Source organism: Pinisolibacter aquiterrae (assembly GCF_019160155.1).
In the GTDB taxonomy this organism is placed as follows: Bacteria; Pseudomonadota; Alphaproteobacteria; order Rhizobiales; family Ancalomicrobiaceae; genus Pinisolibacter; species Pinisolibacter aquiterrae.
In genome coordinates this window covers 1-26,538 of record NZ_JAFNIH010000005.1, presented here as the reverse complement: position 1 = coordinate 26,538, position 26,538 = coordinate 1, and the positions used below count along the sequence as shown (strand labels likewise).

22 protein-coding genes are annotated in these 26,538 nt (G+C 70.7%); 20 read left to right on the top strand and 2 right to left on the bottom strand.

Annotated features, from left to right (window positions below):
• Positions 1-48 precede the first annotated feature (48 nt).
• The 6 genes from J3S89_RS01235 to J3S89_RS01210 all read left to right on the top strand — a co-directional run bounded on the left by J3S89_RS01235 (position 49) and on the right by J3S89_RS01210 (position 9,359).
• Entirely contained in the window at positions 49-1,305 is a 1,257-nt protein-coding gene (locus J3S89_RS01235; protein WP_217925655.1) for an acetate/propionate family kinase, read from the top strand.
• A gap of 27 nt (positions 1,306-1,332) precedes the next feature.
• A complete protein-coding gene (gene pta, locus J3S89_RS01230; RefSeq protein WP_217925654.1) occupies positions 1,333-3,459 on the top strand; it encodes a phosphate acetyltransferase in 2,127 nt (708 codons plus the stop codon).
• A gap of 353 nt (positions 3,460-3,812) precedes the next feature.
• Positions 3,813-5,168 carry a glucarate dehydratase gene (gudD, locus tag J3S89_RS01225; RefSeq protein ID WP_420801329.1) on the top strand — a complete coding sequence of 452 codons (1,356 nt, stop codon included), beginning with the start codon at positions 3,813-3,815 and terminating at the stop codon, positions 5,166-5,168.
• A gap of 334 nt (positions 5,169-5,502) precedes the next feature.
• Positions 5,503-6,954, top strand: a complete 1,452-nt coding sequence (locus J3S89_RS01220; RefSeq protein ID WP_217925652.1) for an MFS transporter — start codon at positions 5,503-5,505, stop codon at positions 6,952-6,954.
• A 78-nt stretch (positions 6,955-7,032) separates the two neighbouring features.
• Positions 7,033-8,109, top strand: coding sequence for a mannonate dehydratase (locus tag J3S89_RS01215; protein ID WP_217925651.1), 1,077 nt, complete (start codon positions 7,033-7,035; stop codon positions 8,107-8,109).
• A gap of 185 nt (positions 8,110-8,294) precedes the next feature.
• The gene (locus tag J3S89_RS01210; RefSeq protein ID WP_217925650.1) at positions 8,295-9,359 is read left to right on the top strand and encodes a LacI family DNA-binding transcriptional regulator; all 1,065 of its coding nucleotides are present in this window, start codon (positions 8,295-8,297) and stop codon (positions 9,357-9,359) included.
• A 27-nt stretch (positions 9,360-9,386) separates the two neighbouring features.
• Here the strand turns inward: J3S89_RS01210 and J3S89_RS01205 are convergent, their stop codons facing one another.
• Positions 9,387-10,127, bottom strand: coding sequence for a FadR/GntR family transcriptional regulator (locus tag J3S89_RS01205; protein ID WP_217925649.1), 741 nt, complete (start codon positions 10,125-10,127; stop codon positions 9,387-9,389).
• 361 nt (positions 10,128-10,488) lie between these two features.
• Here J3S89_RS01205 and garL point away from each other — a divergent pair, with 361 nt between their 5' ends.
• From garL to pyk, 6 genes are all read left to right on the top strand, one after another.
• Positions 10,489-11,268 carry a 2-dehydro-3-deoxyglucarate aldolase gene (gene garL, locus J3S89_RS01200; RefSeq protein WP_217925648.1) on the top strand — a complete coding sequence of 260 codons (780 nt, stop codon included), beginning with the start codon at positions 10,489-10,491 and terminating at the stop codon, positions 11,266-11,268.
• 65 nt (positions 11,269-11,333) lie between these two features.
• Positions 11,334-12,230, top strand: coding sequence for a 2-hydroxy-3-oxopropionate reductase (locus tag J3S89_RS01195; RefSeq protein WP_338019798.1), 897 nt, complete (start codon positions 11,334-11,336; stop codon positions 12,228-12,230).
• A gap of 76 nt (positions 12,231-12,306) precedes the next feature.
• Complete coding sequence (locus J3S89_RS01190; RefSeq protein WP_217925646.1) at positions 12,307-13,608, top strand: glycerate kinase type-2 family protein; 1,302 nt, start codon at positions 12,307-12,309, stop codon at positions 13,606-13,608.
• Entirely contained in the window at positions 13,605-14,438 is an 834-nt protein-coding gene (locus tag J3S89_RS01185) for an aldo/keto reductase (protein WP_217925645.1), read from the top strand. The genes J3S89_RS01190 and J3S89_RS01185 overlap by 4 nt, the downstream gene beginning before the upstream one ends.
• A 73-nt stretch (positions 14,439-14,511) precedes the next feature.
• A complete protein-coding gene (garD, locus tag J3S89_RS01180; RefSeq protein ID WP_217925644.1) occupies positions 14,512-16,062 on the top strand; it encodes a galactarate dehydratase in 1,551 nt (516 codons plus the stop codon).
• A 112-nt stretch (positions 16,063-16,174) separates the two neighbouring features.
• Entirely contained in the window at positions 16,175-17,587 is a 1,413-nt protein-coding gene (gene pyk / locus J3S89_RS01175; protein ID WP_217925643.1) for a pyruvate kinase, read from the top strand.
• A 37-nt stretch (positions 17,588-17,624) separates the two neighbouring features.
• Here pyk and J3S89_RS01170 read toward each other — a convergent pair whose 3' ends face one another.
• Complete coding sequence (locus J3S89_RS01170; RefSeq protein WP_217925642.1) at positions 17,625-18,170, bottom strand: DUF2478 domain-containing protein; 546 nt, start codon at positions 18,168-18,170, stop codon at positions 17,625-17,627.
• Positions 18,171-18,290: 120 nt separating this feature from the next.
• On the opposite strand from J3S89_RS01170, the gene J3S89_RS01165 reads away from it, so the two are divergent.
• The 8 genes from J3S89_RS01165 to J3S89_RS01130 all read left to right on the top strand — a co-directional run bounded on the left by J3S89_RS01165 (position 18,291) and on the right by J3S89_RS01130 (position 26,390).
• Positions 18,291-19,085 carry a TOBE domain-containing protein gene (locus tag J3S89_RS01165; protein ID WP_217925641.1) on the top strand — a complete coding sequence of 265 codons (795 nt, stop codon included), beginning with the start codon at positions 18,291-18,293 and terminating at the stop codon, positions 19,083-19,085.
• Positions 19,086-19,349: 264 nt separating this feature from the next.
• Positions 19,350-20,237 (top strand): xanthine dehydrogenase, encoded by an 888-nt coding sequence (locus tag J3S89_RS01160; protein WP_217925640.1) that lies wholly within the window; start codon positions 19,350-19,352, stop codon positions 20,235-20,237.
• Entirely contained in the window at positions 20,234-21,214 is a 981-nt protein-coding gene (locus J3S89_RS01155) for an ABC transporter substrate-binding protein (RefSeq protein WP_217925639.1), read from the top strand. Before J3S89_RS01160 ends, J3S89_RS01155 begins: the two co-directional genes overlap by 4 nt.
• A gap of 3 nt (positions 21,215-21,217) precedes the next feature.
• Positions 21,218-22,057 (top strand): ABC transporter permease, encoded by an 840-nt coding sequence (locus J3S89_RS01150; RefSeq protein WP_217925638.1) that lies wholly within the window; start codon positions 21,218-21,220, stop codon positions 22,055-22,057.
• Complete coding sequence (locus tag J3S89_RS01145; RefSeq protein ID WP_217925637.1) at positions 22,057-22,782, top strand: ABC transporter ATP-binding protein; 726 nt, start codon at positions 22,057-22,059, stop codon at positions 22,780-22,782. Before J3S89_RS01150 ends, J3S89_RS01145 begins: the two co-directional genes overlap by 1 nt.
• A gap of 229 nt (positions 22,783-23,011) precedes the next feature.
• Positions 23,012-24,466, top strand: a complete 1,455-nt coding sequence (locus J3S89_RS01140) for a UbiA family prenyltransferase (RefSeq protein WP_217925636.1) — start codon at positions 23,012-23,014, stop codon at positions 24,464-24,466.
• 13 nt (positions 24,467-24,479) lie between these two features.
• Positions 24,480-25,967 (top strand): hypothetical protein, encoded by a 1,488-nt coding sequence (locus J3S89_RS01135; RefSeq protein ID WP_217925635.1) that lies wholly within the window; start codon positions 24,480-24,482, stop codon positions 25,965-25,967.
• 45 nt (positions 25,968-26,012) lie between these two features.
• A complete protein-coding gene (locus J3S89_RS01130; protein ID WP_217925634.1) occupies positions 26,013-26,390 on the top strand; it encodes an SMR family transporter in 378 nt (125 codons plus the stop codon).
• Positions 26,391-26,538 lie beyond the last annotated feature (148 nt).

Below are 26,538 nucleotides of genomic sequence, written 5' to 3'. Positions count from 1 at the left end.
GACCGCCGTCGCTCGACCTCTCGCTCCCTCTTTCGAAGGCGCCGTCTCATGTCTCATTCGCCCCGTCTGGTCCTCGTGGTGAACTCCGGTTCGTCCTCCCTGAAGTTCACCGTCCTGCCGGCCGGCGGCGGCGCGGCGATCCTGTCGGGCGTCGCGGAATGTCTCGGGCTCGCCGAGGCGCGGCTGATCGTCAAGGAGAACGGCGTCAAGACGATCGTCGACCTCGTCCGTGGCGATCACGCGGAGGCGCTGGCGACGCTCTTCGCCCATCTCGACGAGGACGCCCTGCTCGACCGGGTCGCCGTGATCGGCCACCGCGTCGTCCACGGCGGCGAACGCTTCACCGAATCGGTTCTGGTGACGCCGCGCGTGATCGCCGACATCGAGGCGGTGTCGGCTCTGGCGCCCCTGCACAATCCCGCCGCGCTGATCGGCCTTTGCGCCTGCCTCGAGGCCCTGCCGGGCGTGCCCCAGGTGGCGGTCTTCGACACCGCCTTCCACCAGACCATGCCCAGGGCCGCCTGGACCTACGCGCTGCCGCAGGCGCTCTATCGCGACCACGGCATCCGCCGCTACGGCTTCCACGGAACCTCGCATCGCTGCGTCTCCGCCCGGGCGGTCGATCTGTTGGGGCTCGATCCCGACGATCACGGCATCGTCGTCGCCCACCTCGGCAACGGCGCCTCGGCGACCGCCGTCCTCGACGGCCGCAGCGTCGACACCACCATGGGCCTGACCCCGCTCGAGGGTCTGGTCATGGGCACCCGCTCCGGCGACCTCGACGTCGGCGTCGTCGCTCACCTCGCCCGGGTCGGCGGCCGCTCGCTCGCCGAGATCGAGACCCTGCTCAACAAGGAGAGCGGCCTGCTCGGCCTCTCGGGCCTCTCCAGCGACTGCCGCACGCTGGAAGCCGCCGCCGACGAGGGCCATCCCGGCGCGATCCTCGCGCTCGAGGTCTTCGTCCACCGCCTCGCCCGCCACATCGGCGGCCTCGCCACCTCGCTGCCGCGCCTCGACGCGGTGGTCTTCACCGGCGGGATCGGTGAGAACTCCTCGCGCATCCGCGCCATGACCCTCGCGCGTCTCGCCGCTTTCGGCTTCGACCTCGACGAGACCTCGAATGTCACTTGCGTCGGAGGTCGTGAGGGACGTATCTCGCGGGGCGGTCCCCCGGTCGCGGTCGTCGTTCCGACCGACGAGGAGGGCCTGATCGCCGCGGACGCGGCGCGCCTCGCCGGGATCGGCGGCGCGGAGGGCATGGTGGTCGAGGAGATCGCCGACGTCCCCGTTCGCCTCGCCGTCTGACACGGACACGGGACAAGGACTGCCGGCATGAACGTTGCCCCCACCCACCACACCTTCTTTCTCGTGCCGGTCTCGCGCGAGACCGGGCTCACCTCGATGGCGCTCGGCCTCGTCCGCGCCCTCCAGCACGCCGGCGTGAAGGTCGGTTTCGTCAAGCCGATCGTCCAGCCCGAGGCGATCCGCGACGATCGCGATCTCGCCGGCCACTTCGCCCGGACCCTGTGCGGCACCACCACCCCCGATCCCATCCCCTTCGATCACGCCGCGGATCTGGTGCGGACCGGCCGCCTCTCCGACCTCATGGAGGAGGTCGTGGCGATGATCGAGACGATCCGCGTCACCCATGACGTCGTGGTGGTCGAGGGCCTCATTCCCGACGCCGACATCCAGATCGCGACCCGCCTCAACAGCGAGCTGATTCGCTCGCTCGGCGCCGATCTCGTGCCGGTGCTCGCCGGCGGCGCGCTCGATCTCGACGCGCTCGCCGCCAAGACCTCGGGCGGCATCGAGCAATACGGCGACGACGGCCGCCGCCCCGTCGCCGGCGTGCTGATCAACCTGTGCGACCGCGACACCGCCGCCGCGCTCGCCGAGGCCGGCGTGCTCGAGGTCGAGGGTCAGCCGGTGCCCGTGCCGGTGCTGGCCGCGATCCCGACCGAGCCGCGCCTGACGGCGCCGCGCGTCATCGACGTCGCCGAGGGGCTCGATCTCGAGATCTTCCATCGCGGCGACATCGAGACGGCGCGGGTCGAGACCCTGCTCGTCGCCGCCCGTTCGCCGGAGAAGCTGCTCGGCCACCTGCGTCCGGGCACCCTGGTGGTGACCCCGGCGGACCGCGCCGACGCGATCCTCGCCACCGCCCTGGTGGCCCAGCGCGGCATGCCGCTCTCCGGCTTCGTCTTCACCTGCGGCGGCCGGCCGGCGCCCGAGATCGAGGCGCTCTTGACCGCGCCGCCGCTCGATCGTCTGCCGCTCCTCGGCACCACCGACGACACCTTCACGACGGCGACCCGCCTCGCCAATCTCTCCCGCCACGTCGGCGGCGACGACGTCGAGCGGATGGAGAGCGTCGTCGCCTTCGTCGCCGACAAGATGGACGTCTCGCCGCTGCTGTCGCGGCTGAACGTGCCGCTCGAGCCGCTGATGCCGCCGCCGGTGTTCCGCCACCGTCTGGTCGAGGCGGCGCGCGCCGCCGACCGCCGGATCGTGCTGCCGGAGGGCGACGAACCCCGCACCATTCGCGCCGCCGCGATCTGCGCCGAGAAGGGGATCGCCCGCTGCGTCCTGCTCGGCCGACCGGAGACGATCCGCGCCGTCGCCGGCGCCCACGGCATCGATCTGCCCGACACCGTCGAGATCCTCGATCCGGAGACGACCCGGGCGGCCTATGTCGGCCCGATGGTCGAGCGCCGCAAGGCCAAGGGTCTGACCACCGTCCAGGCCGAGAAGGGCCTCGAGGACACGGTCGTCCTCGGCACGATGATGCTGGCGGAGGGCGACGTCGACGGTCTGGTCTCCGGCGCCGTCCACACCACCGCCAACACGGTGCGGCCCGCGCTGCAGCTGATTAAGACGGCGCCCGGCTCGTCGATCGTGTCGAGCGTGTTCTTCATGCTGATGCCCGATCAGGTGCTGGTCTACGGCGACTGCGCCATCAACCCCGATCCGACCGCCGAGGAGCTGGCCGAGATCGCCGTTCAGTCGGCCGATTCGGCCGCCGCCTTCGGCATCGAGCCGCGCGTCGCGATGATCTCCTATTCGACCGGCGCCTCCGGCACCGGCGCCGACGTCGACAAGGTGCGCCGGGCGACCGAACTGGTCCGCGCTCGCCGTCCCGACCTCGCCGTCGACGGCCCGATCCAATACGACGCCGCCTCCGTCGAGAGCGTCGGCCGCCAGAAGGCCCCCGACAGTCTCGTCGCCGGCCACGCCAACGTCTTCGTGTTTCCGGACCTCAATACCGGAAACACCACCTACAAGGCGGTCCAACGCTCGGCCAACGTCGTCTCGGTCGGCCCGATGCTCCAGGGCCTGCGCAAGCCCGTCAACGATCTCTCGCGCGGCGCCCTCGTCGACGACATCGTCTATACGATCGCCCTGACCGCCATCCAGGCGCAGGCCGGCGCCGAAGAGACCCGCCGCGCCGCCGAGTGAGGATCACCTCCCTTCGATGCAACCCCGACCGCCGCGTCCTCGCCGAGGGCGCGGCGGTCTCGTCTCGTCGCGACCTTCGCATGGGCCTCGGGCGCTCCCTCGGGCCGGGGGGCTTCCGCTCCGGCGACCGTCGCCCGCGATCCGTAGTGGTACGAGATCGGCGATTTCCTCTGGGCAAACCCGGCGTTCGGCGCTATTTATCATCATTGATAGCGCTAACATAGAAATGCGCCGACGACGACCCCGGCCCCGCCCGGCGCCGTCGTCCCCAGGAGGTCGCGAACCCGTCCCCATCCGGTTCGACGCCTCACGACGAGACCGGGCGACGCGGAAGAACGTCGCCGGAGGAGACGATGATGAATCACGTATCGCAGACGAGCCTCGCGATCACGCCGACCGTTCGCGACATGCGCGTCGTGCCCGTCGCCGGGCAGGATTCGATGCTGCTCAATCTCTCGGGCGCCCACGCGCCCTATTTCACCCGCAACCTCGTCATCCTGACCGACACCGCCGGCAACGTCGGCGTCGGCGAGGTCCCCGGCGGCGAGAAGATCCGCAAGGCGCTCGAGGATTCCGTGCCGCTGGTCGTCGGCGCCTCGCTCGGCCGCTGGAACGACACGCTGAACGCCATGCGCCGGACGCTCGCCGACCGCGACAGCGGCGGCCGGGGTCTCCAGACCTTCGATCTGCGCGTGACCATCCACGCGCTGACCGCGATCGAGGCGGCGATGCTCGACCTGCTCGGCCAATATCTCGGCGTGCCCGTCGCCGCCCTGCTCGGCGACGGCGTCCAGCGCGAGGAGGTTCCGGTCCTCGGTTATCTCTTCTACGTCGGCGATCGGACCAGGACGGACCTCGGCTACCGCGCCGAACCGGACGGCGCCCACGACTGGTTCCGCCTGCGCGACGAGGTGGCGCTGACGCCCGAGGCGATCGTCCGTCTCGCCGAGGCGACCCATGATCTCTACGGCTTCCAGGACTTCAAGCTGAAGGGCGGCGTGCTCTCCGGCGACGAGGAGATGGAGGCGATCGTCGCCCTCCACGAGCGCTTCCCCGAGGCGCGCATCACCCTCGATCCGAACGGTGCCTGGTCGTTGCGGGAGGCGGTGCGCCTGTGTCGCGACAAGCACGGCATCCTCGCCTATGCCGAGGATCCCTGCGGCGCCGAGAACGGCTTCTCCGGCCGCGAGGTGATGGCCGAGTTCCGCCGCGCCACCGGCCTGCCGACCGCCACCAACATGATCGCCACCGACTGGCGCCAGATGGCCCATTCGATCCTGCTCCAGTCCGTCTCGATCCCGCTCGCCGATCCGCATTTCTGGACCATGGCCGGATCGGTGCGCGTCGGCCAGCTCTGCCACGCCTTCGGCCTGACCTGGGGCTCGCATTCCAACAACCACTTCGACGTTTCGCTCGCCATGTTCACCCACGTCGCCGCCGCCGTTCCCGGCGACATGACGGCGATCGACACCCATTGGATCTGGCAGGACGGCACGCGCCTGACCAAGGAGCCGCTGAAGATCCGCGGCGGGAAACTCGCTCTGCCGCGCAAGGGCGGTCTCGGCATCGAGATCGATCCGGACGAGGTGGCCCGCGCCAACGAACTCTACGTGAAGCACTGCCTCGGCGCCCGCGACGACGCGATGGCCATGCAATATCTCATCCCCGGATGGACCTTCGACAACAAGCGACCCTGTCTGGTGCGCTGACCCCGCATCCGGCCGAGGCCGGCTCCGCGCGCGGGGCCGGAACCAAGAGCGCCCGGCGTCGTCGACGTCGGGCGTTCGTGCGTTCGGTGGGCGCCGTCGACGGCTTCGCCCGCCCTCCGGCGGCGCCCGGACGCGGATCCGAGTGGTTCCGAGCGGATCCGTGTCGCGCCGGACGTGCCGACCCAACGCGAGAGTGCGTTGCAGTATTTCGTCTTCGCATATGCGGAACGACTTCGCTCGTGCGAGAGAAAGATTGCATAGGGACTCGTGCTTACTCGAATTTTTGAGACGCCGACTTGTCTCGGGCAATAGTTAGCGCTAACAGAAAGGGGCGATGGGAGCGCTACCAAAAATAGACGCGCGCCGTTTTCTCCAGAGGGGGCAGACGGCAGACGCCTCTTCCCTCATCATGCCTGGAGGAGCCCGCATGACCAGTCTATCCCTCGACCAGACGGCCTCGGCGGCCGTCGGTGCGATCAAGAGAACCAATTTCCGTTGGTGGATCGTCGTGATGCTGTTCGTCGTCACGTCGGTCAACTATGCCGACCGTGCCGTTCTCGCCATCACCGGCCCGGTGTTGTCGAAGGAACTCGGCATCAATGCCGCCCAGATGGGCTTCATCTTCTCCGCCTTCGGTTGGTCCTACGTCCTCGGTCAGTTGCCGGGCGGCTGGCTGCTCGACCGTTTCGGCACCCGCGTCGTCTATGCGCTGTCGATCTTCGTCTGGTCGCTCGTCACCATCCTCCAGGGCTTCGTCGGCTTCTTCGCCGGTGCCACCGCCGTCGCCGTGCTGTTCGCGCTGCGCTTCGCCGTGGGCTTCGCCGAGGCGCCGTCCTTCCCCGGCAACAGCCGCACCGTCGCCGCCTGGTTCCCGCGTCAGGAACGCGCCACCGCCGCCGCGATCTTCAACTCGGCCCAGTATTTCGCGACCGTGATCTTCGCCCCCATCATGGGCTGGATCACCCAGTCGGCCGGCTGGCCCTGGGCCTTCGGCTTCATGGGTGGTCTCGGCATCGTCGTCTCCGCGATCTGGCTCAAGGTCGTCCGCGCCCCCGCGATCCATCCCTTGGTCAACGACGCCGAGCGCGAGTACATCGCCGAAGGCGGCGGTCTGGTGAACATGGACAGCCCCGCGCCGGCCGCCGCGTCCGCCAAGGACGGCGCCAAGTGGGACTACATCCGGCAGATGTTCGCCAACCGCATGATGGTCGGCATCTTCATCGGCCAGTTCTGCATCAACGCCCTGACCTACTTCTTCATCACCTGGTTCCCGGTCTATCTCGTCAAGGAACGCGGACTGTCGATCCTCAAGGCGGGCTTCATCGCCTCGGTCCCCGCCATCTGCGGCTTCGCCGGCGGCATTCTCGGCGGCCTCATCTCCGACTGGCTGTTGAAGCGCGGCTATTCCCTGTCGGTCGCCCGCAAGACCCCGATCGTCATGGGCATGCTGCTGTCGATGTCGATGGTCGCCTGCAACTACACCGATCAGGTTCCGGTCGTGGTGTTCTTCATGGCGCTCGCCTTCTTCGGCAAGGGCATCGGCGCGCTCGGTTGGGCGGTCATGTCGGACTGCGCGCCGAAGGAGATCACCGGCCTCGCCGGCGGCGTCTTCAACATGTGCGGCAACATCTCCTCGATCACGACCCCGATCATCATCGGCTACATCGTCCAGACCACCGGCTCCTTCAACGGCGCGCTGGTCTTCGTGGCGGCGAACGGCCTGATCGCGGCGATCAGCTACCTGCTGGTGGTCGGCGAGATCAAGCGCATGGAACTCAGGAAATGACCCCCGCGGCGGCGGGGTCCCCGGCCCCGCCGCGCCCTTCGGTCCGCCCCCGGACCCATCCCATCCGAGAGGATCGCCATGTACATCGGCGAACAATTGATCGATCCGAGCGACGATCGCCTCCGCCTGTCCGCCCAGCTCGGCGCGCGCGGCATCGTCATCGACACCCGTCCCAATCGCGACGTGTGCAACCCCGACGGCACCTGGGACGTCGAGCGTCTGAAGGCGCAGAAGGCCCGCATCGAGAGCTTCGGCATGAAACTCGAGGGTCTCGCCCTCGACGTCGGCTCGATCCTGCTCGACAGCCTGCGCGACCGGCCCGAGGCGGAAGCGACCGCCGAACGCCTGCGCCAGAACATCCGCGCCGCCGGCGCGGCCGGCATCCCCATGGTGAAATACACCGTCGCCATGGTCGGCATCACCCGCACCGGCGTCACCGACGGCCGTGGCGGCATGAAGTGCTCGACCTTCAAGGCCGAGGCCTATCGTCCGGAGGCGGACGCCGCCTTCTCCTATTGGGGCACCGTGCTGCCTGAGGACGGCCACGGCGGCGCCCACACGCCGAAGGCCCTCATGAAGACCGCCGAGGCCGGTGGTCAAGTGCTCGCCTCGGAAGCCGGCGGCATCTCCGAGGCGGAAGGCTGGGAGGCGATTCGCTTCCTGGTCGAGGCGATCCTGCCGGCCGCCACCGAGGCGAAGGTCCGCCTCGCCTGCCACCCCCATGATCCCGCCTATCCTGTCGGGGGCCTGAACGGCGTCCACCACGTCCTCGGCTCGCTGGACGGCCTGCGCCGCTTCCTCGACCTCGCTCCGGAGAACCCGTATCACGGCTTCAACTTCTGCCAGGGGACGATCGCCGAGATGTCGACCGACCCGAACGCGGTGGTGCTCGAGGCGATCCGGGAATTCGGACCGCGGAAGAAGATCTTCATGGTCCATTTCCGCAACATCGTCGGCGGCTTCTGCGACTTCCGCGAGGCCATGCCCGACGAGGGCACGGTCGACATGGCGGCGGCGATCCGCGCCTATCGCGAGGTCGGTTACGACGGGGTGCTCTGCCCCGACCACGTGCCGCTCTCCGACGTCGATCCGGGACGGGAGCGCTTCTTCTCCTTCTGCCTCGGCTACACGCGCGGTCTGCTCCAGGCCGCCTGAACGCCCGGCACGCGTGCCCTCACGGCGGCGCGGCCCGAGGCCGTCGCCGCCGTCGCCGTCTTCCCCGGGGCGCGAGGGGGCCGGCGAAAGTCGTTGTGTCCCTCGCCCGGGGGATGCATCTAGTGTCGCAACACCGTCTCGGGCCGACCTGCGTCGGAGCTTCCGAGCCCGGTTCGAGGCCGACCTTGCACGATCAGATGCCGCCCGACGAAGACGATCCCTCCGCCGCCCCGCGGCCGCGCCGCAGTGCGCGGGCGGGCAGCGGTCGCGTCACGCTCTCGGACGTGGCGCGCCGCGTCGGCGTCTCGGCGATGACCGTGAGCCGGGTGATGAACCAGCCCGACACCGTCTCGCCGGAGGTCCGCGAGAAGGTCCGCGCCGCCGTCGACGAGCTCGGCTATGTCCCCGACATGCTGGCCGGCGGTCTCGCCTCCTCGCGGACGCGGCTGGTCGCGGCGATCGTCCCGACCCTCGCCCACATGATGTTCGCCTCCACGGTGCAGATCGTCGCCGACCGGCTCGCGGTCGAGGGCTATCAGGTCCTGCTCGGCCTCTCCGGCTATCCCGAGACCGTGCGCGAGGAGGAACTGATCCGCGCGGTGCTCTCCCGCCGCCCCGACGCGCTCTATCTGACCGGCACCCTCCACTCCGCCGCGACCCGCCGCCAGCTCCGCGCCGCGCGGATCCCGGTCGTCGAGACCTGGGATCTCTCGCGCCGGCCGATCGACATGGCGGTCGGCTTCTCGCATCGCGCGGTCGGCGAGGCGGTGGCGCGCCGGCTTCTCCCCAAGGGCTTCCCGGCCCACGCCGTCGTCACCGCCGGCGACGAGCGCGCCCTGCTGCGCGCCGAAGGTTTCATCGACACCGTCGTGAAGGCGGGCGAGGCGGCCCCGATCCGGCGGGTGACGCCGGCGCCCACCAATGTCCAGATGGGACGCGAGACCATCGCCGAGCTGCTCGATGCCGGCTTCCGCGGCGCCGTCTCCTGCTCCTCCGACGCGCTCGCCCTCGGCATCGTCACCGAGGTCACCGCCCGAGGGCTGAAGGTGCCCGACGACGTGGCGGTGATCGGCTTCGGCGATTTCGACTATGCCGCCCACACCGCGCCGCGCCTCTCGTCGGTCCGGGTCGACCGGCAGCTCGTCGCCGACACCGCCGCCGCCATGCTGCTCGCCCGCCTCGCCGGCCGCGATGTCGCCGAGCCGATCGTCGACGTCGGGTTCGAGATCATCGAGCGCGAGACGACCTGACGCGCCGGGCGACCGCCCCGGCGCGGCTCACACCGGCCCGACGGCGGTCGCCGCGACCGCGTCGCCGATCCGCCGCAGCCGTTCCCGGCTCTGGGTGAGATGCATCCGCATCGCCGCCCGCGCGCCCTCCGCGTCGCCGCGCTCGATCGCCTCGAGGATCGCCTCGTGCTCGCGATTGACGCGCGAGAGATAGTCGGCGCCCATCTCGGTCGCGTAGTTGGAGAGATCGAGCCGGGTGCGCGGCAGCGTCGAGGTGCCGAGATCGTGGAACACGGTCTCGAACCAGCGATTGCGGGTCGCCTTGGCGATCTCCATGTGGAAGCGGAAGTCGGCCTCCACCCCGTTGCGCCCCTCGGTGATCTCGCGGTTGAAGTCGGCGAGGGCCCGCGTCATCCGCTCGAGATCGGCGCCGTCGCGACGCTGCGAGGCGAGGGCGGCCGCCTCCGTCTCGAGGCTGATCCGCAGTTCGAGCATCGCGATCACGTCGCGGATCGTCAGGACCACGCCGGTGTCGAGACCGCCGCGCGGCGGCGGATCGAGGACGAAGGTGCCGATGCCGTGCCGCGTCTCGACGAGCCCGGCCGCCTGCAGCCGCGAGATCGCCTCGCGCACCACCGTGCGGCTGACCCCGAATTCGGCCGTCATCTCCGGCTCGGTCGGCAGACGGCTGCCCGGCGGAAGCGCCCCGGATCGGATCCGCGCCGTCACGCTTTCCACGAGCCCCTCGGTGAGGGAACGGCGGCGGGTCGGTGCGGAGGCGGTCGTCATGGACGGAGATCCGATGGAACGGGGGCGGCGAGAGGCGCGGGCGGCACAGCCTAGCATCGAAACGCCGGGGCGATCGACACCACCCGTCGTGAACTAAGACATCATATCATATGAAGGCAAGAGCGTTCCCGTCGTACGTGGCGATGCAGCATCAGGAAAAGTGCGGAAAATCAAAGTGATGATGCGGATTCACACGGATCGCTTCTTGCGCGCTGCAGCGACGAATTCGGCTTGCGCCGGGGTCGAACTCGACTATAGTCCCCTCAAGTCATCATATGACTTGGTTCGAGCGAACCGTCGCCGGACGGCTCGCGAACCCTGCGACAGGCGCCTCGGGGCGCTTCCACCGAAGGCTCGACCGATGTCCGATTCGCGTCCCTATTCCGCTTTCCCCAACACGTTCCGCGCCGCGCTCCGGAAGCGCGCGCGTCTGATCGGCGTGTGGTGTTCCCTCGGCAACCCGATCTCGACCGAGGTGCTCGGCCTCGCCGGGTTCGACTGGATCCTGCTCGACGGCGAACACGCGCCCAACGACGTTCTCTCGCTGATCCCGCAGCTGATGGCGCTGAAGGACAGCGCCTCGGCCCCGGTGGTGCGTCCCGCCTGGAACGACACCGTGCTGATCAAGCGCCTGCTCGACGCCGGCTTCCACAATTTCCTGATCCCCTTCGTGCAGTCCGCCGCCGAGGCGAAGGCCGCCGTCGCCGCCACCCGCTATCCGCCGCAGGGCGTGCGCGGCGTCTCGGTCGCTCAGCGCTCCAACCGCTACGGCACCGTCCCCGGCTATTTCGAGACCGTGAACGACGAGATCGCCGTGGTCGTCCAGATCGAGAATCAGGCCGGCGTCGAGGCGGCGGCCGAGATCGCGGCGGTCGACGGCGTCGACGGCCTCTTCATCGGCCCCTCCGATCTCGCCGCCTCGCTCGGTCATCTCGGCCGGCCCTCTCATCCGGAGGTCCAGGCGGCGATGGCGCGGGTGTTCGAGGCGGCCGCGAAGGCCGGCAAGTCCTCCGGCATCCTCGCGCCCGTCGAGGCCGACGCCCGCCGGTACCTGGACGCCGGAGTGACCATGGTCGCGGTCGGCTCCGATCTCGGCGCCTTCCGCGCCGCCACCCAGGGCCTGCGCGACAAGTATCGCTGAGCAGGCCGTCCCTGGTTCCCGTTTTTCGAAAGACGACGACGGTCGCCCGCGCGCCTCCGTCGCGCATGAGGAGTTCATCCATGAGCAAGTTGGGTTTCGTCGGTCTCGGCATCATGGGCACGCCGATGGCCGGCCATCTCCTGGCCGCCGGCCACACGGTCGTCGCCTACGATCAGAAGCCGCTTCCCGCCGAACTGGTCGCGAAGGGCCTGATCGCCAAGGGATCCTCGAAGGAGGTCGCCGCCGAGGTCGACGTCTTCTTCGTGATGGTGCCGGACACCCCGCACGTCGGCGCGGTCCTCTTCGGTGAGAACGGCGCCGCCGAGGGCCTGAGGAAGGGCACGATCGTCGTCGACATGTCGTCGATCTCGCCGATCGAGACCAAGGACTACGCCGCGAGGATCGAGGCGCTCGGTTGCGATTATCTCGACGCGCCGGTCTCCGGCGGCCAGGTCGGCGCCGTGAACGCCACGCTCTCGATCATGGTCGGCGGCAAGGACGAGGTCTTCGCCAAGATCGAGCCGCTGTTCCGGTTGATGGGCAAGAACATCACGCTCGTCGGCGGCGTCGGCGCCGGTCAGACCGCCAAGGTGGCGAACCAGATGATCGTCGCGATGAACATCGAGGCGGTCGCCGAGGCGCTCCTCTTCGCCTCCAAGGCCGGTGCCGATCCGGCGCGCGTGCGGCAGGCGTTGATGGGCGGCTTCGCCTCCTCCAAGATCCTCGAGATCCACGGCGACCGCATGGTGAAGCGCACCTTCGATCCGGGCTTCCGCATCGCCCTGCACCAGAAGGACCTGAACCTCGCTCTCTCCGCGGCTCGCGCGATGGGCGTCTCGCTGCCGAACACGGCCACCTGCCGCGAGCTGTTCAACGCCTGCGAGGCGCACGGCGGCTCCGGCTGGGACCACTCGGCGATGGTGAAGGCGCTCGAGCTTCTGGCCAATCACGAAGTGGCCTGAACCGGACGCCCCGTCGGTTCGACCCGTCCCGGCGACCTTCCCCGGTCGCCGGGCAACCACCCCGAAGGTGACGACGATGACTGCGACACCCGAGAGCCCCGCCCCACGCGACCTGCTCCGCGCCATGTTCGACGCGGCGGTCGCCTCCGCCCAACCGGCCGTCTGTGTGCCGCCGGCCCTGCCCGCGCCGCCGAAGGGGCGGTTGATCGTCCTCGGCGCCGGCAAGGCGTCGGCGGCGATGGCGAAGGCGGTCGAGGACGCTTGGGCGGGCCCGCTCGAGGGTCTCGTCGTCACCCGTTACGGCTATGGCGCCCCGTGCGCCCGCATCGAGATCGTCGAGGCGGCCCATCCCGTGCCCGATGCCGCCGGCCATGCCGCCGCGCGGCGCATTCTGGCGCTCGCCGAGGCCGCCGGCCCCGACGACACCGTCCTCTTCCTGATCTCCGGCGGCGGCTCCGCGCTGCTCGCCCTGCCGATCGACGGCGTCTCGCTCGCCGACAAACAGGCGGTCAATCGCGCGCTGCTCGCCTCGGGCGCGACGATCTCCGAAATGAACTGCGTTCGCCGCCATCTCTCCGCGATCAAGGGCGGGCGCCTCGCCGCCGCCGCCCATCCGGCGAAGGTCGTGACCCTGCAGATCTCCGACGTCCCCGGCGATCGGCCCCGCGACATCGCCTCCGGCCCGACCGTCCCCGACGAGACCACCTCCGCCGACGCCCTCGCCATCGTGCGCCGCTACGGCATCGATTTGCCGGCGAACGTCCGCGCCGTGCTCGAGAGCGGGCGCGGCGAGAGCGTCGGGCCGGACGATCCGCGCCTCGCCGGCATCGACACGCGCATGGTCGCGGCGCCGCAGATGGCGCTCGAGGCCGCCGCCGAGGTCGGCCGCCGCGCCGGCTGGCCGGTCCACATTCTCGGCGACGCGATCGAGGGCGAGGCCCGCGACGTCGGCACCGTCATGGCCGGCATCGCCCGGCAGGTCGCGGCGCGCGGCCAGCCCTTCGCGGCGCCGTGCATCCTGCTCTCCGGCGGCGAGACCACGGTGACCGTTCGCGGCGAGGGCCGTGGCGGCCGCAACGTCGAATTCCTGCTGTCGCTCGGCATCGCCCTCGACGGCCTCGCCGACGTCTGGGCCATCGCCTGCGACACCGACGGCGTCGACGGGCTCGAGGACATCGCCGGCGCGCTCCTCGCCCCCGACACGCTCGCCCGCGCCTGGGCGCTCGGCATCCGCCCGAAGGACGCGCTCGCCGACAACGACGGTCACGGCTTCTTCGGCGCGCTCGGCGACGCCGTGGTGACCGGCCCGACCCTGACCAACGTCAACGATTTCCGCGCCGTCCTGATCGGCGCCACGACGACGGAGGCCGCGTCATGAAGACGGTCCGCCTGCTCGATGGAACCATCGTCCCGGCGATCGGCCAGGGCACCTGGACGACCGGCGAGGACCCGAGGCTGCGCGCCGAGGAGATCGCCACCCTCCGGGAGGGGATCGATCGCGGCGCCAGCCTGATCGACACCGCCGAGATGTACGGCGAGGGCGCCTCCGAGGATCTGGTCGGCGAGGCGATCGCCGGCCGCCGCGACGAGGTCTTCCTGGTCTCCAAGGTCTATCCCTGGAACGCCTCGCGCGCCGGCACGATCGCCGCCTGCGAGCGTTCGTTGAAGCGCCTGCGCACCGATCGGATCGATCTCTATCTCCTCCACTGGCGCGGCGAGCACCCGCTCGCCGAGACCGTCGCCGCCTTCGAGGCGTTGAAGAAGGCCGGCAAGATCCGCCGCTGGGGCGTCTCCAATTTCGATCACGGCGACATGGACGAACTGATGGACGGCAAGGTCGGCGGCGCCTGCGCCACCGATCAGGTGCTCTACAATCTCTCCCGGCGCGGCATCGAATGGGATCTGTTGCCCTGGGCGCGCTCGATCAATCTGCCGATCATGGCCTATTCGCCGCTCGAGCAGGCGCGGCTCCTGTTCGATCGCGAGTTGAAGACGATCGCCGAGGGGCGCGGCGTCACCGCCGCCCAGCTGGCGCTCGCCTGGGTGGTCGATCGCGGCGGGGTGATCGCGATCCCCAAGGCGTCGAGCCGCCGCCGCCTCGCCGAGAACCTCGGCGCCCTCGACGTGGAGATCACGCCCGAGGTGCGCGCCGCGCTCGACCTCGCCTTCCCGCCGCCGCATCGCGCGACGCCCCTGGAAATGCTCTGACCCCGACGGCGCGCCCACAGACCACGGTGCGCCCGTGAACCGAGGCGCGCGAAACGCGCCGGAGGACCGAGACATGGATGCGTTTGTTCTCCCCGCCGACCGCCCGCGCCGTATCGTTCTCGACGCCCGCGACACCGTCGCCATCGTCGTCAATTCCGGAGGCCTGAAGGCCGGCACCGTCTTCGACGACGGACTGACGCTGGTCGACGACGTGCCGCAGGGTCACAAGGTCGCCCTCGTCGACATGCGGCAGGGCGACGCGGTGGTGCGTTACGGCGAGGTGCTCGGTCATGCGGTCCGCGATCTGCCGAAGGGCTCCTGGGTCGACGAATTCTCGGTCGAACTACCCGAGCCCCCGGCGCTCGACGCCTTGCCGCTCGCCACCCGCAAGGCGCCGCCGGCCGAACCGCTCGAGGGCTTCACCTTCCAGGGCTATCGCAACGCCGACGGCTCCGTCGGCACCCGCAACGTCCTGGCGATCTCCGAGAGCGTCCAGTGCGTCGCCGGCGTCGTCGATCACGTCGTGCGGATCGCCAAGGAACGCCTGCTGCCGAATTATCCCGACGTCGACGACGTGGTCGCGCTCTCGCACGCCTACGGCTGCGGCGTCGCCATCAACGCCCCGGCGGCGATCGTGCCGATCCGCACCCTGCAGAACATCGCGCTCAACCCGAATTTCGGCGGCGAGGTGCTGGTCGTCGGCCTCGGCTGCGAGAAGCTGCGCCCCGAACGGCTGATGCCCGCGCGTGCCGAGGCGGAGGCGAGCGCCGACATGCTGTCGCTCCAGGACGAGCGTTTCGTCGGTTTCGAGGCGATGGTCGCCGGCATCCTGGAGATGGTCGAGGAACGGTTGAAGCGGCTGAACGCCCGCCGTCGCGAGACCTGCCCGGTCTCCGATCTGGTGGTCGGCGTGCAGTGCGGCGGCTCCGACGCCTTCTCCGGCGTCACCGCCAACCCGGCGGTCGGCGTCGCCGCCGACATGATCGTGCGCGCCGGCGGCACCGTGATGTTCTCGGAGGTGACCGAGGTCCGCGACGCGGTGCATCTCCTCACCCCGCGCTGCGCCGACGAGACCGTCGGCCGCGCCCTGTTGCGCGAGATGGCCTGGTACGATCGCTACCTCGCCGCCGGCGAGACCGATCGCGCCGCCAATCCCTCCCCCGGCAACAAGAAGGGCGGCCTCGCCAACGTCGTCGAGAAGGCGCTCGGCTCGATCGCCAAATCCGGCTCCTCGACCATCGCCGCCGTGCTGGCACCGGGCGAGAAGGCCACCACCAAGGGGCTGATCTACGCCGCCACGCCCGCCTCCGACTTCGTCTGCGGCACCCTCCAGCTCGCCTCCGGCATGACCCTCCAGGTCTTCACCACCGGCCGCGGCACCCCCTACGGCCTCGCCGCCGCCCCGGTGATCAAGGTCGCCACCCGCTCCGATCTGGCGCGCCGTTGGCACGACCTGATGGACATCGACGCCGGCACCATCGCCACCGGCGAGGAGACGGTGGAAGAGGTGGGCCGGCGGATCTTCCACGACATCCTGGCGGTGGCGAGCGGCAAGAAGCCGTGGTCGGACCGCTGGGGCCTGCACAACGCGCTGACCCTCTTCAATCCGGCTCCGGTGACCTGAGCCACAGGATCATCATACTTTCGTTGTAGAGAGGGGGGACCATCTTCTCGGCGTCCTCACGCGTATGAGGCTCGTCGCCGATTTCCCAAGCACCACGAAGGACGCCCCCACCATGCGCCGCCATCGACGCGCCAAGATCGTCGCCACCATCGGCCCGGCCAGTTCCTCGCCGGAGATGCTGAAGCAGCTTCACCTAGCCGGTGTCGACACCTTCCGCCTCAACTTCTCCCACGGCACCCACGAGGATCATGCGAAGGTCTTCGCCGCGATCCGCGCCCTCGAGACCGAGGTCGGCATGCCGATCGGCGTCCTTCAGGACCTCCAGGGGCCGAAGATCCGCGTCGGCAAGATCGCCGGCGGCAAGTTCCTCGCCGAGAAGGGGCAGCGGCTGCGCTTCGTCCTCTCCCGCGACGAGGGCGGCCCCGAGGCGATCCCGCTGCCGCATCCCGAGATCTTCGCCGCCGTCGCGCCCGGTCACGACCTGCTGATCGACGACGGCCGCGTCCGCGTCCGCATCGTCGCGATCGAGAGGGAGGCCCTGGTCGCCGAGGTGATCGTCGCCGGCCCGATCTCCGACCGCAAGGGCGTCAACCTGCCCGGCACCACCCTCGCCCTGTCGCCGCTGACCGAGAAGGACCGCGCCGACCTCGCCTTCGGTCTCGATCTCGGGGTCGACTGGGTCGCGCTCTCCTTCGTCCAGAAGCCGGCCGACGTGATCGAGGCCAAGGCCCTGATCGGCGGCCGCGCCGGCCTCGTCTCCAAGATCGAGAAGCCGCAGGCGCTCGAGCACATCGACGACATCATCCGCCTCTCCGACGCGATCATGGTGGCGCGCGGCGACCTCGGCGTCGAAATCCCGCACGAGGACGTCCCCGGCCGTCAGAAGGAACTGGTGCGGGCCTGTCGCCGCGCCGTCACCCCGGTGATCGTCGCCACCCAGATGCTCGACAGCATGGTCTCCTCGCCGACTCCGACCCGCGCCGAGGCCTCCGACGTCGCCACCGCGATCTACGACGGCGCCGACGCGGTCATGCTCTCGGCCGAATCGGCGACCGGCGCCTATCCGGTCGAGACCGTGGAGATGATGGATCGGATCATCGGCTCGACCGAGAGCCACAAGCTCTATCGCTCGATCGTCCAGGCGACCCAGCCGGCCGAGGAAGAGACCCCGCCGCACGCCGTCGCCGCCGCCGGCGCCGATCTCGCCGAGGCGATCCGCGCCCCGGCGATCGTCGTCTACACCTCCTCCGGCGCCACCTGCGGCCGCATCGCCCGCAAGCGGCCGGCCCTGCCGATCCTCGCGCTGACCCCGTCGCTGGCGGTGTCGCGCCGGCTGCGCCTGATGTGGGGCGTCCATTCGGTCCTGTCGCATGCGGTCGGCAGTTTCGAGGCGATGGTCGCCCAAGCGGCCGAAGTTGCCCGCAGCGAGGGCTTCGCCGCCGCCCGCGACCACATCGTCGTGGTCTCCGGCGCCCCGGCCGGCCCCTCCGGCTCGACCGACAACCTGCGCGTCGTCGAGATCTGAGCCGACGCCGCCGCCGGCTCGCTCCGGCGGCGGCGCCTCACTTCCAGGCGGCGCAGGCGCTCTCGCGGCGCGGCGGCGCGGCCGGACCGCATCCGAGCGATCGCCACCAGCGCTCCAGCGCCTCGCCGCGCGGTGGAACCCGCACGGCGAGGCCGCGCGACGAGGCGAGCCACGTCGGAAACAACGCCTCCGGCACCGCGATCACCACCGGCAACTCCTCCTCGACGGCGCGATGCAGCAGCTCGAAGAGCCCGACGCCGCGGGCCTCGCAGCGACCGAAACGGTTGAGCACCAGCGCATCCGGCCGGCGATCGATCACCCGCGCGAGCCGGTCGCCCAGCGCCGCCAGGATCTCCCCCTCGGGATGCGGCGCCGGCAGGGTCGCGGCGCCGGGATCGGCCTCCCCGGCGAGCCGTAGCCGGCAGGCGCGGCGCGGACCGTCGAGCGCCGGGAGCCGCTCCTGCAGTAGGCCGACCACGTCCCACCCCTCGCCGAGTCGCCGCTCGAAGAAGCCGCGCAACACCGGATCGGGGTCGATTTCGGGCCCATAGACCAGGGCGGCGACGTCGCAGTCGGCATGCATCGGCAGCCGGACGTCGTCCCCGTACCGATCGGGGCCGATCGACCCATCCGCGCGGAACCTCTTTGCCGGCGCGACGGGAGCGCGTACCTTCCCCCCGTTCGAGCCCTTGGATTGCCCCTCATGACCGATGGAAAGATCGACGCCTTCCTGGCCCTGCGGTCGAGCGAGGGGCGCCTCCTGGTCGGTCGCGACCGGGTGCGCCTGCTCGAGGCCGTGGCCGAGCACGGCTCGATCACCGCCGCCGCCCGCGCCACCGGCATCTCCTACAAGACCGTGTGGGAGGCCGTCGACGCGGTCAACAATCTCCTGCCGAACCCCGCCTTCGTCACCCGGGCCGGCGGCCGCGTCGGCGGCAGCGCCGAGATAACCGACGAGGGGCGCCGCCTGATCGCCGCCTTCGAGCGGCTCGAGGAACGCCTCGCGCGCATCTCCACGGCGATCGTCGAGGACGGCAGCGAGGGGCTCGAGGCGGCCCTCTCCTGGACGGCCGGCCGCAAGATCTCCGCCCGCAACGTCTTCCATACCGAGGTCGTGGCGGTCCGCCGCTGGCCCGTCGACGTCGAGGTGACGCTGCGCCTCTCCGAACAGTCGATGATCCATGCGATCGTCACCAACGCCTCGGTCGAGGATCTCGGCCTCGTCCCCGGCCGGCGCGTGCTGGCGCTGGTCAAGGCCTCCTTCGTCCGCCTCGTCGATGCCGCGGCCGGCGCGCGCATCCGCCGCAATCGCTTCGTCGGGCGGGTGCGCTCGCGCACCGACGCCGAACTCAACAGCGAGGTGTCGATCGACGTCGGCGAGGGCAAGACCCTCGTCGCCGTGCAGTCGCGCCGCGAGATCGAGGACCTCGGCATCGTCGAGGGCGGCGAGGCGATCGCCACCTTCGAGGCCGATCACGTCATCCTCGCCGTCGACTGAGCCGCCGCGCCACCGCGCGAGATCGCTGTCGGTCATCTGCGTCTCCCGATCGTCGTTTCGATTACCTACATGACGATGTCGGATTCCCGACAGTCGCCATCGCCGGCCGGCCCTCGGTCCGGATCGATCGAAATTCGGCAGTTTTCCGCGATATCATCGATCGGATGATGGACGCCTCCGGCCGCCATGATGCTCCGACTCGGTTGGTATGGCCATTGCTTTTCGACTCGTCGTGTAATTCAATTACATGAAACGAGGCCGGTCATGCAGCTGTCTCACTCCAGGGCTTCCGTCGCCTTCCGGCCGCGCCTCGCCGTCGTCCTCGGGACGAACGAGATCGCCTCGGCGGTGGCGGTCCATCTCCGGCGCGCCGGCCGGGGCGTCGTCCTCGCCCACGACCCGCTGCCGCCGGTGTTGCGGCGCGGCATGGCCTTCCACGATGCGCTCTGGGGCGACGAGACGGTGCTCGAGGGGATCGGCGCCGCCGCCGCCGAGGGGCTTCTCGCCGTGCTCGAGGCGAGCGCCGCGCCGGAGCGCGTGGCCGTCACCCGCCTCGGCCTGATCGATCTGATGCCGCTCGGCCGGTTCGATCTCCTGGTCGACGCGCGTCTCCAGAAATACGCGGTCACCCCCGATCTCCGCCCCTTCGCGATCGCCTCGATCGGCCTCGGCCCCGGTTTCACCGCCGACCTCGATTGCGACGTGGCGATCGAGACCCGGCCCGACCGCGCCGGTCTCCTCGTGACGCGTGGGTCGACCGAGGCGCCGGACGGTTCGCCGCCGCCGCTCGGCGGTCACGGCGAGGACCGTTTCGTCCGCGCCGGCGACGCCGGCGTCTGGCGCACCGCCTTTCCCGTCGGCGCCCGGGTCTTCCGGGGGCAGCCGATCGGCCGGCTCGATCGAACCACGGTCGCCGCCCCGCTGGACGGGATCCTGCGCGGCCTCGTCCGCGACGGCACCGAGGTGCCGGCCGGGGCGAAACTGATCGAGATCGATCCGCGCGGCCGCTGGCGCGTCGCCTGGACCGGCATCGACGAGCGCGGCCGCGCCATCGCCGAGGCGGTCGTCCGCGCCGCCGACCGGCTCGCTCGATCGGCCCGCGATCACGCCCTTTCCCTCACCACGCCCTTCCCGAACAGGAGCCCGCGATGACCCCGTTTCTCGATCGCCGATCCTTCCTCGCCGCCGCCGCCGCCGTGGCCCTGCCGAAACCCGCCTTCGCCGCGCCGGCCACCGGCCTCGAGGTGCTGCTCGCGCCCAACGGATCCTCGGTGGTGCTGGTCGATCTGATCGAGAACGGCGGCCTCTCGGCGGTCGCGCCCGGGGTGACCCACCGGCTGTGGCGGACCACCGACGATCTGCGCGCCGGCATCGTCTCCGGCCGGGTGAAGCTCTTCACCACCCCGAGCCACGTCCCCGCCAATCTCGTCGCGCGCGGCATGCCCTTGAAGCTGCTCTGTCTGGTCGGCATGGGCCATCTCTCGGTGGTCACGGCGGACGAGACGATCCGCTCCTTCACCGATCTCGCCGGCAAGCCGATTCTCGGCTTCTTCAGACACGACATGCCCGATCTCACCTTCCGCGCCATCGCGAAGATGGAGGGCATGGATCCGGACAAGGATCTCGTCCTCTCCTACGTCCAGACGCCGATGGAGGCGGCGCAGATGCTCGCCGCCGGAAAGGCCGAGACGGCGATCCTCTCCGAGCCGCCTGCGACCGCCGCGATCCTGATGGCGGGAAGCCAGGGCCGGGCGCTCCGCCGCGCCTTCGATCTCAACGAGGTCTGGGGCCGGCACCAAGGCCATGCCCGCATCCCCATGGCCGGCATCGCCCTCCATCAGAGCCTGATCGACGAGAGCCCCGAGCTTCTCGCCGCGCTCCGCGCCGGTCTGGTGCCGGCCAAGGACCGCGTCCTCGCCGATCCGCCCGCCGCCGCCAAGCTCGCCGAACGCACCATGCAGATGCGGGCGCCGATCTTCGAGAAGGCCTTTCCGCATCTGAAGATCGACGTGGTCTCGGCGCGCGCGGCGAAGGAGGAGCTGATCGCCTTCTATTCCGCCCTGCTCGATCTCGAACCCGAGGCGGTCGGCGGCAAGCTGCCGCCCGACGACTACTATCTGGATCTGTGAGCCATGGCGGGACGTCGTCGCTCCCTCCTCGACGCGGTCTGGCCGGCCCTCGGCCTCGGCCTCCTCGCCGCCGGTTGGGCGTTGGTCCACGCCCGCTCCGGCCCCTTCGTGCTGCCCTCGCTCGCCGACACAGGAGCGGCGGTCCTGCGCGTCGTCGCCGACGGCTCGGCCGCCGGTGCCCTCGGCGTGACGCTGGTCCATGCCCTCGGCGGGGCCGGTCTCGGCGCGACGCTCGGCTTCGCCCTCGGGCTCGCCGGGGGCGCGGCGCGGCCGGTCGGCGGCCTCCTGGCGGCGCCGGTCACGGCGGTTCTCGGGGTGCCGCCGGTCGCCTGGATCGTGCTCGCCTTCCTCTGGTTCGGCACCGGCCTCCTGGCGCCGCTCTTCACCGTGACGATCACCGCCTTCCCGATCGTCTTCGCCGCGACGCTCCAGGGCATGCGCGCCCGCGATCCCGGCTTGAGGGACATGGCGGCGGTGTTCCGGCTGCCGCCGCACGCCCGTTTCTTCCGGCTGCTGCTGCCGGAACTCGCGGTCCACGTCGCCCCCGCCCTCTCCACCGCCTTCGCCATCTCCTGGAAGGTGGCGCTGACGGCGGAGGTCCTCGGCGACGGCAGCGGCATCGGCGGCGCCTTCGCCACCGCCCGCGCCCATCTCGACCTCGCCGAGGCGATGGCCTGGATCGTCCTCGTCGTCGTCTTCCTGCTGGTCTCCGACGGCCTCCTCCTCGGCCCCTTGCGGCGCTGGATCGCCGGCCATCGCGAGACGGTCTCGGCCTCGGCCTCGGCGAGGCCCGCTCCCGCCCCGACCTGCGTCGGCATCGGCGCGATCCGAGAGGAGATCTGATGCTCGCCTTCGTGGACGTCTCCTACGCGGTCGATGCCGGACCGATCCTGACCCGCGTCGATCTCACCATCGGCCGCGGCGAACTCGTCGTCCTGCTCGGCCCCTCCGGCGCCGGCAAGACGACCATGCTGCGGCTCGCCGCCGGTCTGGCGCAGCCGACCCGGGGCCGGGTCACCAATGCCGGTTGGCGCACCGCCATGGTGTTCCAGGAACCGCGTCTCCTGCCCTGGGAGAGCGCCGTCGACAATGCCGCCCTGCCGCTCGAGGCCGATGGTCGCTCCCGCGCCGAGGCCCGAGACGTGGCGCGCCGATGGCTTGGCCGCCTCGGCTTTCGCCGCGAGGATCTCGACAAGCGCCCGGCGCAACTCTCCGGCGGCATGCAGGCGCGGGTGGCGATCGCCCGAGCCTTCGTGACCGCGCCTGATCTCGTCCTGCTCGACGAGCCCTTCGCCGCGCTCGACCCGGCCCGTCGGCGTGCCTTGCAGGGCCTCCTGCGCGATCTCGTCGAGGAATCCGGCGTTTCCGCGCTCTTCGTCACGCACGATCCCTCGGAAGCCGTCCGTCTCGCCGACCGCATCGCGGTTCTCTCCGGCTCACCCGCCCGGATCGTCGCGCGGATCCCCTCGACGCCGATCGCCGATCCCGCCGGAATCTGGGCGAAGGTCGCCGATCTGGCGGCCCTGCCAGCCCTGACCGGGCTCTGGAGCGAGACGGCGCCACTCTGAGGCGCGGCCGGCCTTGGCCGGCCTCTGGAACGAGACGGCGCCGCTCTGAAGCGCGCCGGCCGCCGTCTCCGGCCGTTCGGGCGGCGCTATAGGAAATCGTCACCATGCCGGCGATTTCCGCCGGCCGGCAACGAAATGTCAGCATCCATCCCTGATTGTATCTCCCGTCTCGATGGCCGTCCGCAGCAGACGCTTCGGAGGGACCGGGTGCAGTCGGAGTGAAGGACAGATGACCATCGATCCTCCCGCAGCTTCCTTCGCCGACGCGGGGATTCCCCTCGTCGTCGATCTGGATGGTACGCTGGTACGTTCCGATCTCCTGGTGGAATCGGCCTTCGCCTGGGTGGGCGCGAAACCTCTGCGCCTCTTCGCCCTGCCGGGGCTGCTCGCGCGCGGCAAGGCGGCGCTCAAGGCCGGGATCGCCGCCGAGACGCCGCTCGACGAGACCCGCCAACCCTATGACGAGGACGTGCTGGCGATCGTCGAGGAGGCCCGCCGGCAGGGGCGCCCGATCCACGTCGCCTCCGCCAGCAACCAACGCTACGTCGCGGCGATCGCCGCCCATATCGGCGCCGACGGCTGGTTCGCCTCCGACGACACGGTGAACCTCTCCGGAGAGGCCAAGGCGCGCCGTCTCGTCGAGGCCTTCGGCGAGAAGGGCTTCGACTATGTCGGGAACGACCGGCCCGATCTGCCGGTCTGGGCGGTGAGCCGTCGCGGCATCGCCGTGAGCCCGCCCGCCTCGGTGCGCCGGCGCCTACCCTCGCTCGGCGTCGAGATGCGCGTCCTCGAGCCCCGGACCGACCGGCTCGCCGCCTGGATCAAACTCCTGCGCCCGCATCAATGGGCCAAGAACACCCTCGTCTTCGTGGCGATGATGGTCTCGCACACCTTCGATCTCGCCGCCCTCGGGGCGAGCCTCGTCGCCTTCGTCGCCTTCTCGCTCGCCGCCTCGGCGATCTACGTCGTCAACGACCTCGTCGACATCGAGGCCGACCGCAAACACCCGACCAAGCGCAAGCGCCCCCTGGCGGCGGGGACGGTGCCGATCATCGCCTCGATCCCGGTCGCCGGCGGCCTGATGGCGGCGGCGCTGGCGCTCGCCCTCTGGCTGTCGCCCTGGTTCGCCGCGACGCTGGTCACCTATCTCGCCCTGACGACCGCCTATACCTTCGACCTGAAGCGCAAGATGCTGGTGGACGTCGTCGCCCTCGCCGCGCTCTACACCCTGCGGGTGGTCGGCGGCGCGGCGGCGATCGGCGCGCCCGTCTCGGAGTGGCTGCTCGGCTTCTCCATGTTCATCTTCACCTCGCTCGCGCTCATCAAGCGATACGTGGAACTGGCCGCGCGCATCGACGGCGATCTCCCCGATCCGACCAATCGCAACTATCGCAAGTCGGATCTCGGCGTGGTCGCCGCGCTCGCCGCCGCCTCCGGCTTCAACGCCGTCACGGTCTTCGCCCTCTACATCGCCTCCGACGCCGTCGGACGGCTCTACGTGCATCCGAAGCTGCTCTGGCTCGCCTGTCCGATCCTGATGTACTGGATTGGACGGATGATCATCATGGCGCAACGCCGCTACGTCGACGACGACCCGGTTCTCTTCGCCGTTCGCGACAGGAACAGCCTGCTCGCCTTCGGTCTCGTCACCCTGATCCTCGGCTTGGCCTCCATCCCCTGGTGATCCCGGAACCGACATGAACCCGACCCCTCGTACCTTCGCCGGGCTGCCGTTCGGACTGGCGGGCCTCGGCGCCCTGATCGTCGTGATCCTGCGCGGGGCGGTCCCGTTCGCCCTGGTCAGCGACCACGCCTATTTCCTGCCCGCGAGTTGGTGGTTCGCCGAGGGGGGGCGTCTCGCCAATCCCTGGATGCAGCCGGGGTTCGATCGGGTGCTCGATTGGCACGGCTTCGTCCAACCCTGGCTGATCGGGGAGGGGGGGCGCCTGCTCGGCGGGGGCTGGACCGGGGTCCGTCTCGCGCTCGATCTCGCGGCGGCGGCGACCATCCTCACGGTTCCCTTCGTCGCCCGCGCGCTCGGCGTGGCGCCGTGGCGCGCCGCCGTGGCGGTCGTCGTCACCGTCGCCCTGATGCTCGACGCCCGCTCGCGTCCGGAGGTGCTCGCCACGCTCGAGACGGTGCTGCTGGTCCTCCTGACCCGCGATTTCGTCACCACCTATCCGGCCGCCTGGGGGCGGGCCGCCGCCATCGGCATCGTCTGTGGCCTCCTCGCCCTGACCCACCCGGTCGCCGCCGTCTTCGCCTGCCTCGCCGTCGCCGGCACGCTCGTCGTCCTGTCGTTCGAGCGCCGGCCGCAGGCGGTGTCTCTCCTCGGCCTGCCGGCGGTGATGGGCGTGACCTTCGCCGCGACGCTCTTGGGTCTCTTCGTCTTCGTCTTCGACGATCGCATCTCGGTCTGGCTCGACGGCATGGCGCGTGCCGGCGCGATCACCTTCTCCCGCACCGACACGACCGGCTTCGCGCGCTATTATCTGGCGAACCGCTTCCTGCCCGGCTTCGCCGTGGTCCTGGTGCCGGCGCTCCTGGCGCTGTGGGCGCTCCGGACCCCGCCGGCGCCGTCGTGCGCGGTCTGGCCGCGCCGGGTTGTGCTGGTCGTGATCGGCCTCGCCGCCGCTTGGCTGGTGCAGCGCTTCGCCCTGCGCATCCCCGCGACCTATTACAACGTGACGGCGATCCTCGTGGCGGTCGTCCTGATCGCCGCCGTCGCGCCGCTCTCCGGTCTCGCGCGCCGCGTCGCCGACCTCGGCCTCGCCGCCGCCGCCGCGGGCGCCCTCGTCGGAACCCTGGTGTGGGCCGCTCAGGCGCTGGAGGATCTCCCCGCGATGGCGCGGTCGCGGGCCGAGCTCGCCGCCGCCGTTCTCGCCGATCACGCCGCGGGCCGGCGCCTCTGCGCCGACGCGGCCGCGCTCTCGGCGATCGACGCGCCCGAGGTGGCGCGCGCGATCACCGTGTCGATCCCGCTCGCGGACGGGCCGAAGGCCCCGAGCCCCGAGCGCTGCGACGTCTATTATGCCCTGCAGATGCAGGACGGGCAGACGGTCGCGCCCCCGGTCGCGGGCTTCACCGCCGACCGCTCGACCCGCCGGGGCGGCCTCCTCGGGCGGATCGGGCTGCGGCCCTCGCATTTCGGTTTCACCCGCTGGACGGCCGACCGCGCCGGCTGACGATCACCCTCGCCGCCACCGACGCGGGAGAGAAGGACGAGCCCGATGAGATCGATCGACATCCTGTTCGTGCTGTTGAGCGTGGCCATGTCCTCGCTCTCGCAGATCGCCCTGAAGTCCGGTATGACCGGCCCGGCGGTCCAGGCGGCGCTCCAGACCGGCCGGCCTCTGGCCATCGCCGTCGCGGTCGCCAAGGCGCCGCTGGTGGTCGGCGGCCTCACATGCTTCGGGCTCAGCGCCGTCGTCTGGCTCTTCGTCCTCTCGCGCATTCCCCTGTCGCAGGCCTACCCCTTCGTCGCGCTCGGCATCCTCGTCACGGTCACCGCCGGCGCCGGCCTCTTCGGCGAGACGATCTCCTGGCAGGCCATGGTCGGCGTCGGCCTGATCGTCGTCGGCGTGACCCTGGTCGGGATGAAGGCGTGAGCGCGAGGAAAGCGATGTCCCGAATGCGAAAACGGCGGCCCGAGGGCCGCCGTTCGCAGGTTCGTCGTCGCGGATCGCGCCGCGCGATCAGCCCTTGAGGATCGAGGTGCCGGCGTAGCGGGCGGTCTCGCCGAGGCTCTCCTCGATG

Excerpts from the sequence above, each read along its gene's own strand:
- J3S89_RS01235 (WP_217925655.1), top strand. The coding sequence starts at position 49 with ATGTCTCATTCGCCCCGTCTGGTCCTCGTGGTGAACTCCGGTTCGTCC.
- pta (WP_217925654.1), top strand. The coding sequence starts at position 1,333 with ATGAACGTTGCCCCCACCCACCACACCTTCTTTCTCGTGCCGGTCTCG.
- gudD (WP_420801329.1), top strand. The coding sequence starts at position 3,813 with ATGATGAATCACGTATCGCAGACGAGCCTCGCGATCACGCCGACCGTT.
- J3S89_RS01220 (WP_217925652.1), top strand. The coding sequence starts at position 5,503 with ATGGGAGCGCTACCAAAAATAGACGCGCGCCGTTTTCTCCAGAGGGGG.
- J3S89_RS01215 (WP_217925651.1), top strand. The coding sequence starts at position 7,033 with ATGTACATCGGCGAACAATTGATCGATCCGAGCGACGATCGCCTCCGC.
- J3S89_RS01205 (WP_217925649.1), bottom strand. The coding sequence starts at position 10,127 with ATGACGACCGCCTCCGCACCGACCCGCCGCCGTTCCCTCACCGAGGGG.
- garL (WP_217925648.1), top strand. The coding sequence starts at position 10,489 with ATGTCCGATTCGCGTCCCTATTCCGCTTTCCCCAACACGTTCCGCGCC.
- J3S89_RS01195 (WP_338019798.1), top strand. The coding sequence starts at position 11,334 with ATGAGGAGTTCATCCATGAGCAAGTTGGGTTTCGTCGGTCTCGGCATC.
- J3S89_RS01190 (WP_217925646.1), top strand. The coding sequence starts at position 12,307 with ATGACTGCGACACCCGAGAGCCCCGCCCCACGCGACCTGCTCCGCGCC.
- J3S89_RS01185 (WP_217925645.1), top strand. The coding sequence starts at position 13,605 with ATGAAGACGGTCCGCCTGCTCGATGGAACCATCGTCCCGGCGATCGGC.
- garD (WP_217925644.1), top strand. The coding sequence starts at position 14,512 with ATGGATGCGTTTGTTCTCCCCGCCGACCGCCCGCGCCGTATCGTTCTC.
- pyk (WP_217925643.1), top strand. The coding sequence starts at position 16,175 with ATGCGCCGCCATCGACGCGCCAAGATCGTCGCCACCATCGGCCCGGCC.
- J3S89_RS01170 (WP_217925642.1), bottom strand. The coding sequence starts at position 18,170 with ATGCATGCCGACTGCGACGTCGCCGCCCTGGTCTATGGGCCCGAAATC.
- J3S89_RS01165 (WP_217925641.1), top strand. The coding sequence starts at position 18,291 with ATGACCGATGGAAAGATCGACGCCTTCCTGGCCCTGCGGTCGAGCGAG.
- J3S89_RS01160 (WP_217925640.1), top strand. The coding sequence starts at position 19,350 with ATGCAGCTGTCTCACTCCAGGGCTTCCGTCGCCTTCCGGCCGCGCCTC.
- J3S89_RS01155 (WP_217925639.1), top strand. The coding sequence starts at position 20,234 with ATGACCCCGTTTCTCGATCGCCGATCCTTCCTCGCCGCCGCCGCCGCC.
- J3S89_RS01150 (WP_217925638.1), top strand. The coding sequence starts at position 21,218 with ATGGCGGGACGTCGTCGCTCCCTCCTCGACGCGGTCTGGCCGGCCCTC.
- J3S89_RS01145 (WP_217925637.1), top strand. The coding sequence starts at position 22,057 with ATGCTCGCCTTCGTGGACGTCTCCTACGCGGTCGATGCCGGACCGATC.
- J3S89_RS01140 (WP_217925636.1), top strand. The coding sequence starts at position 23,012 with ATGACCATCGATCCTCCCGCAGCTTCCTTCGCCGACGCGGGGATTCCC.
- J3S89_RS01135 (WP_217925635.1), top strand. The coding sequence starts at position 24,480 with ATGAACCCGACCCCTCGTACCTTCGCCGGGCTGCCGTTCGGACTGGCG.
- J3S89_RS01130 (WP_217925634.1), top strand. The coding sequence starts at position 26,013 with ATGAGATCGATCGACATCCTGTTCGTGCTGTTGAGCGTGGCCATGTCC.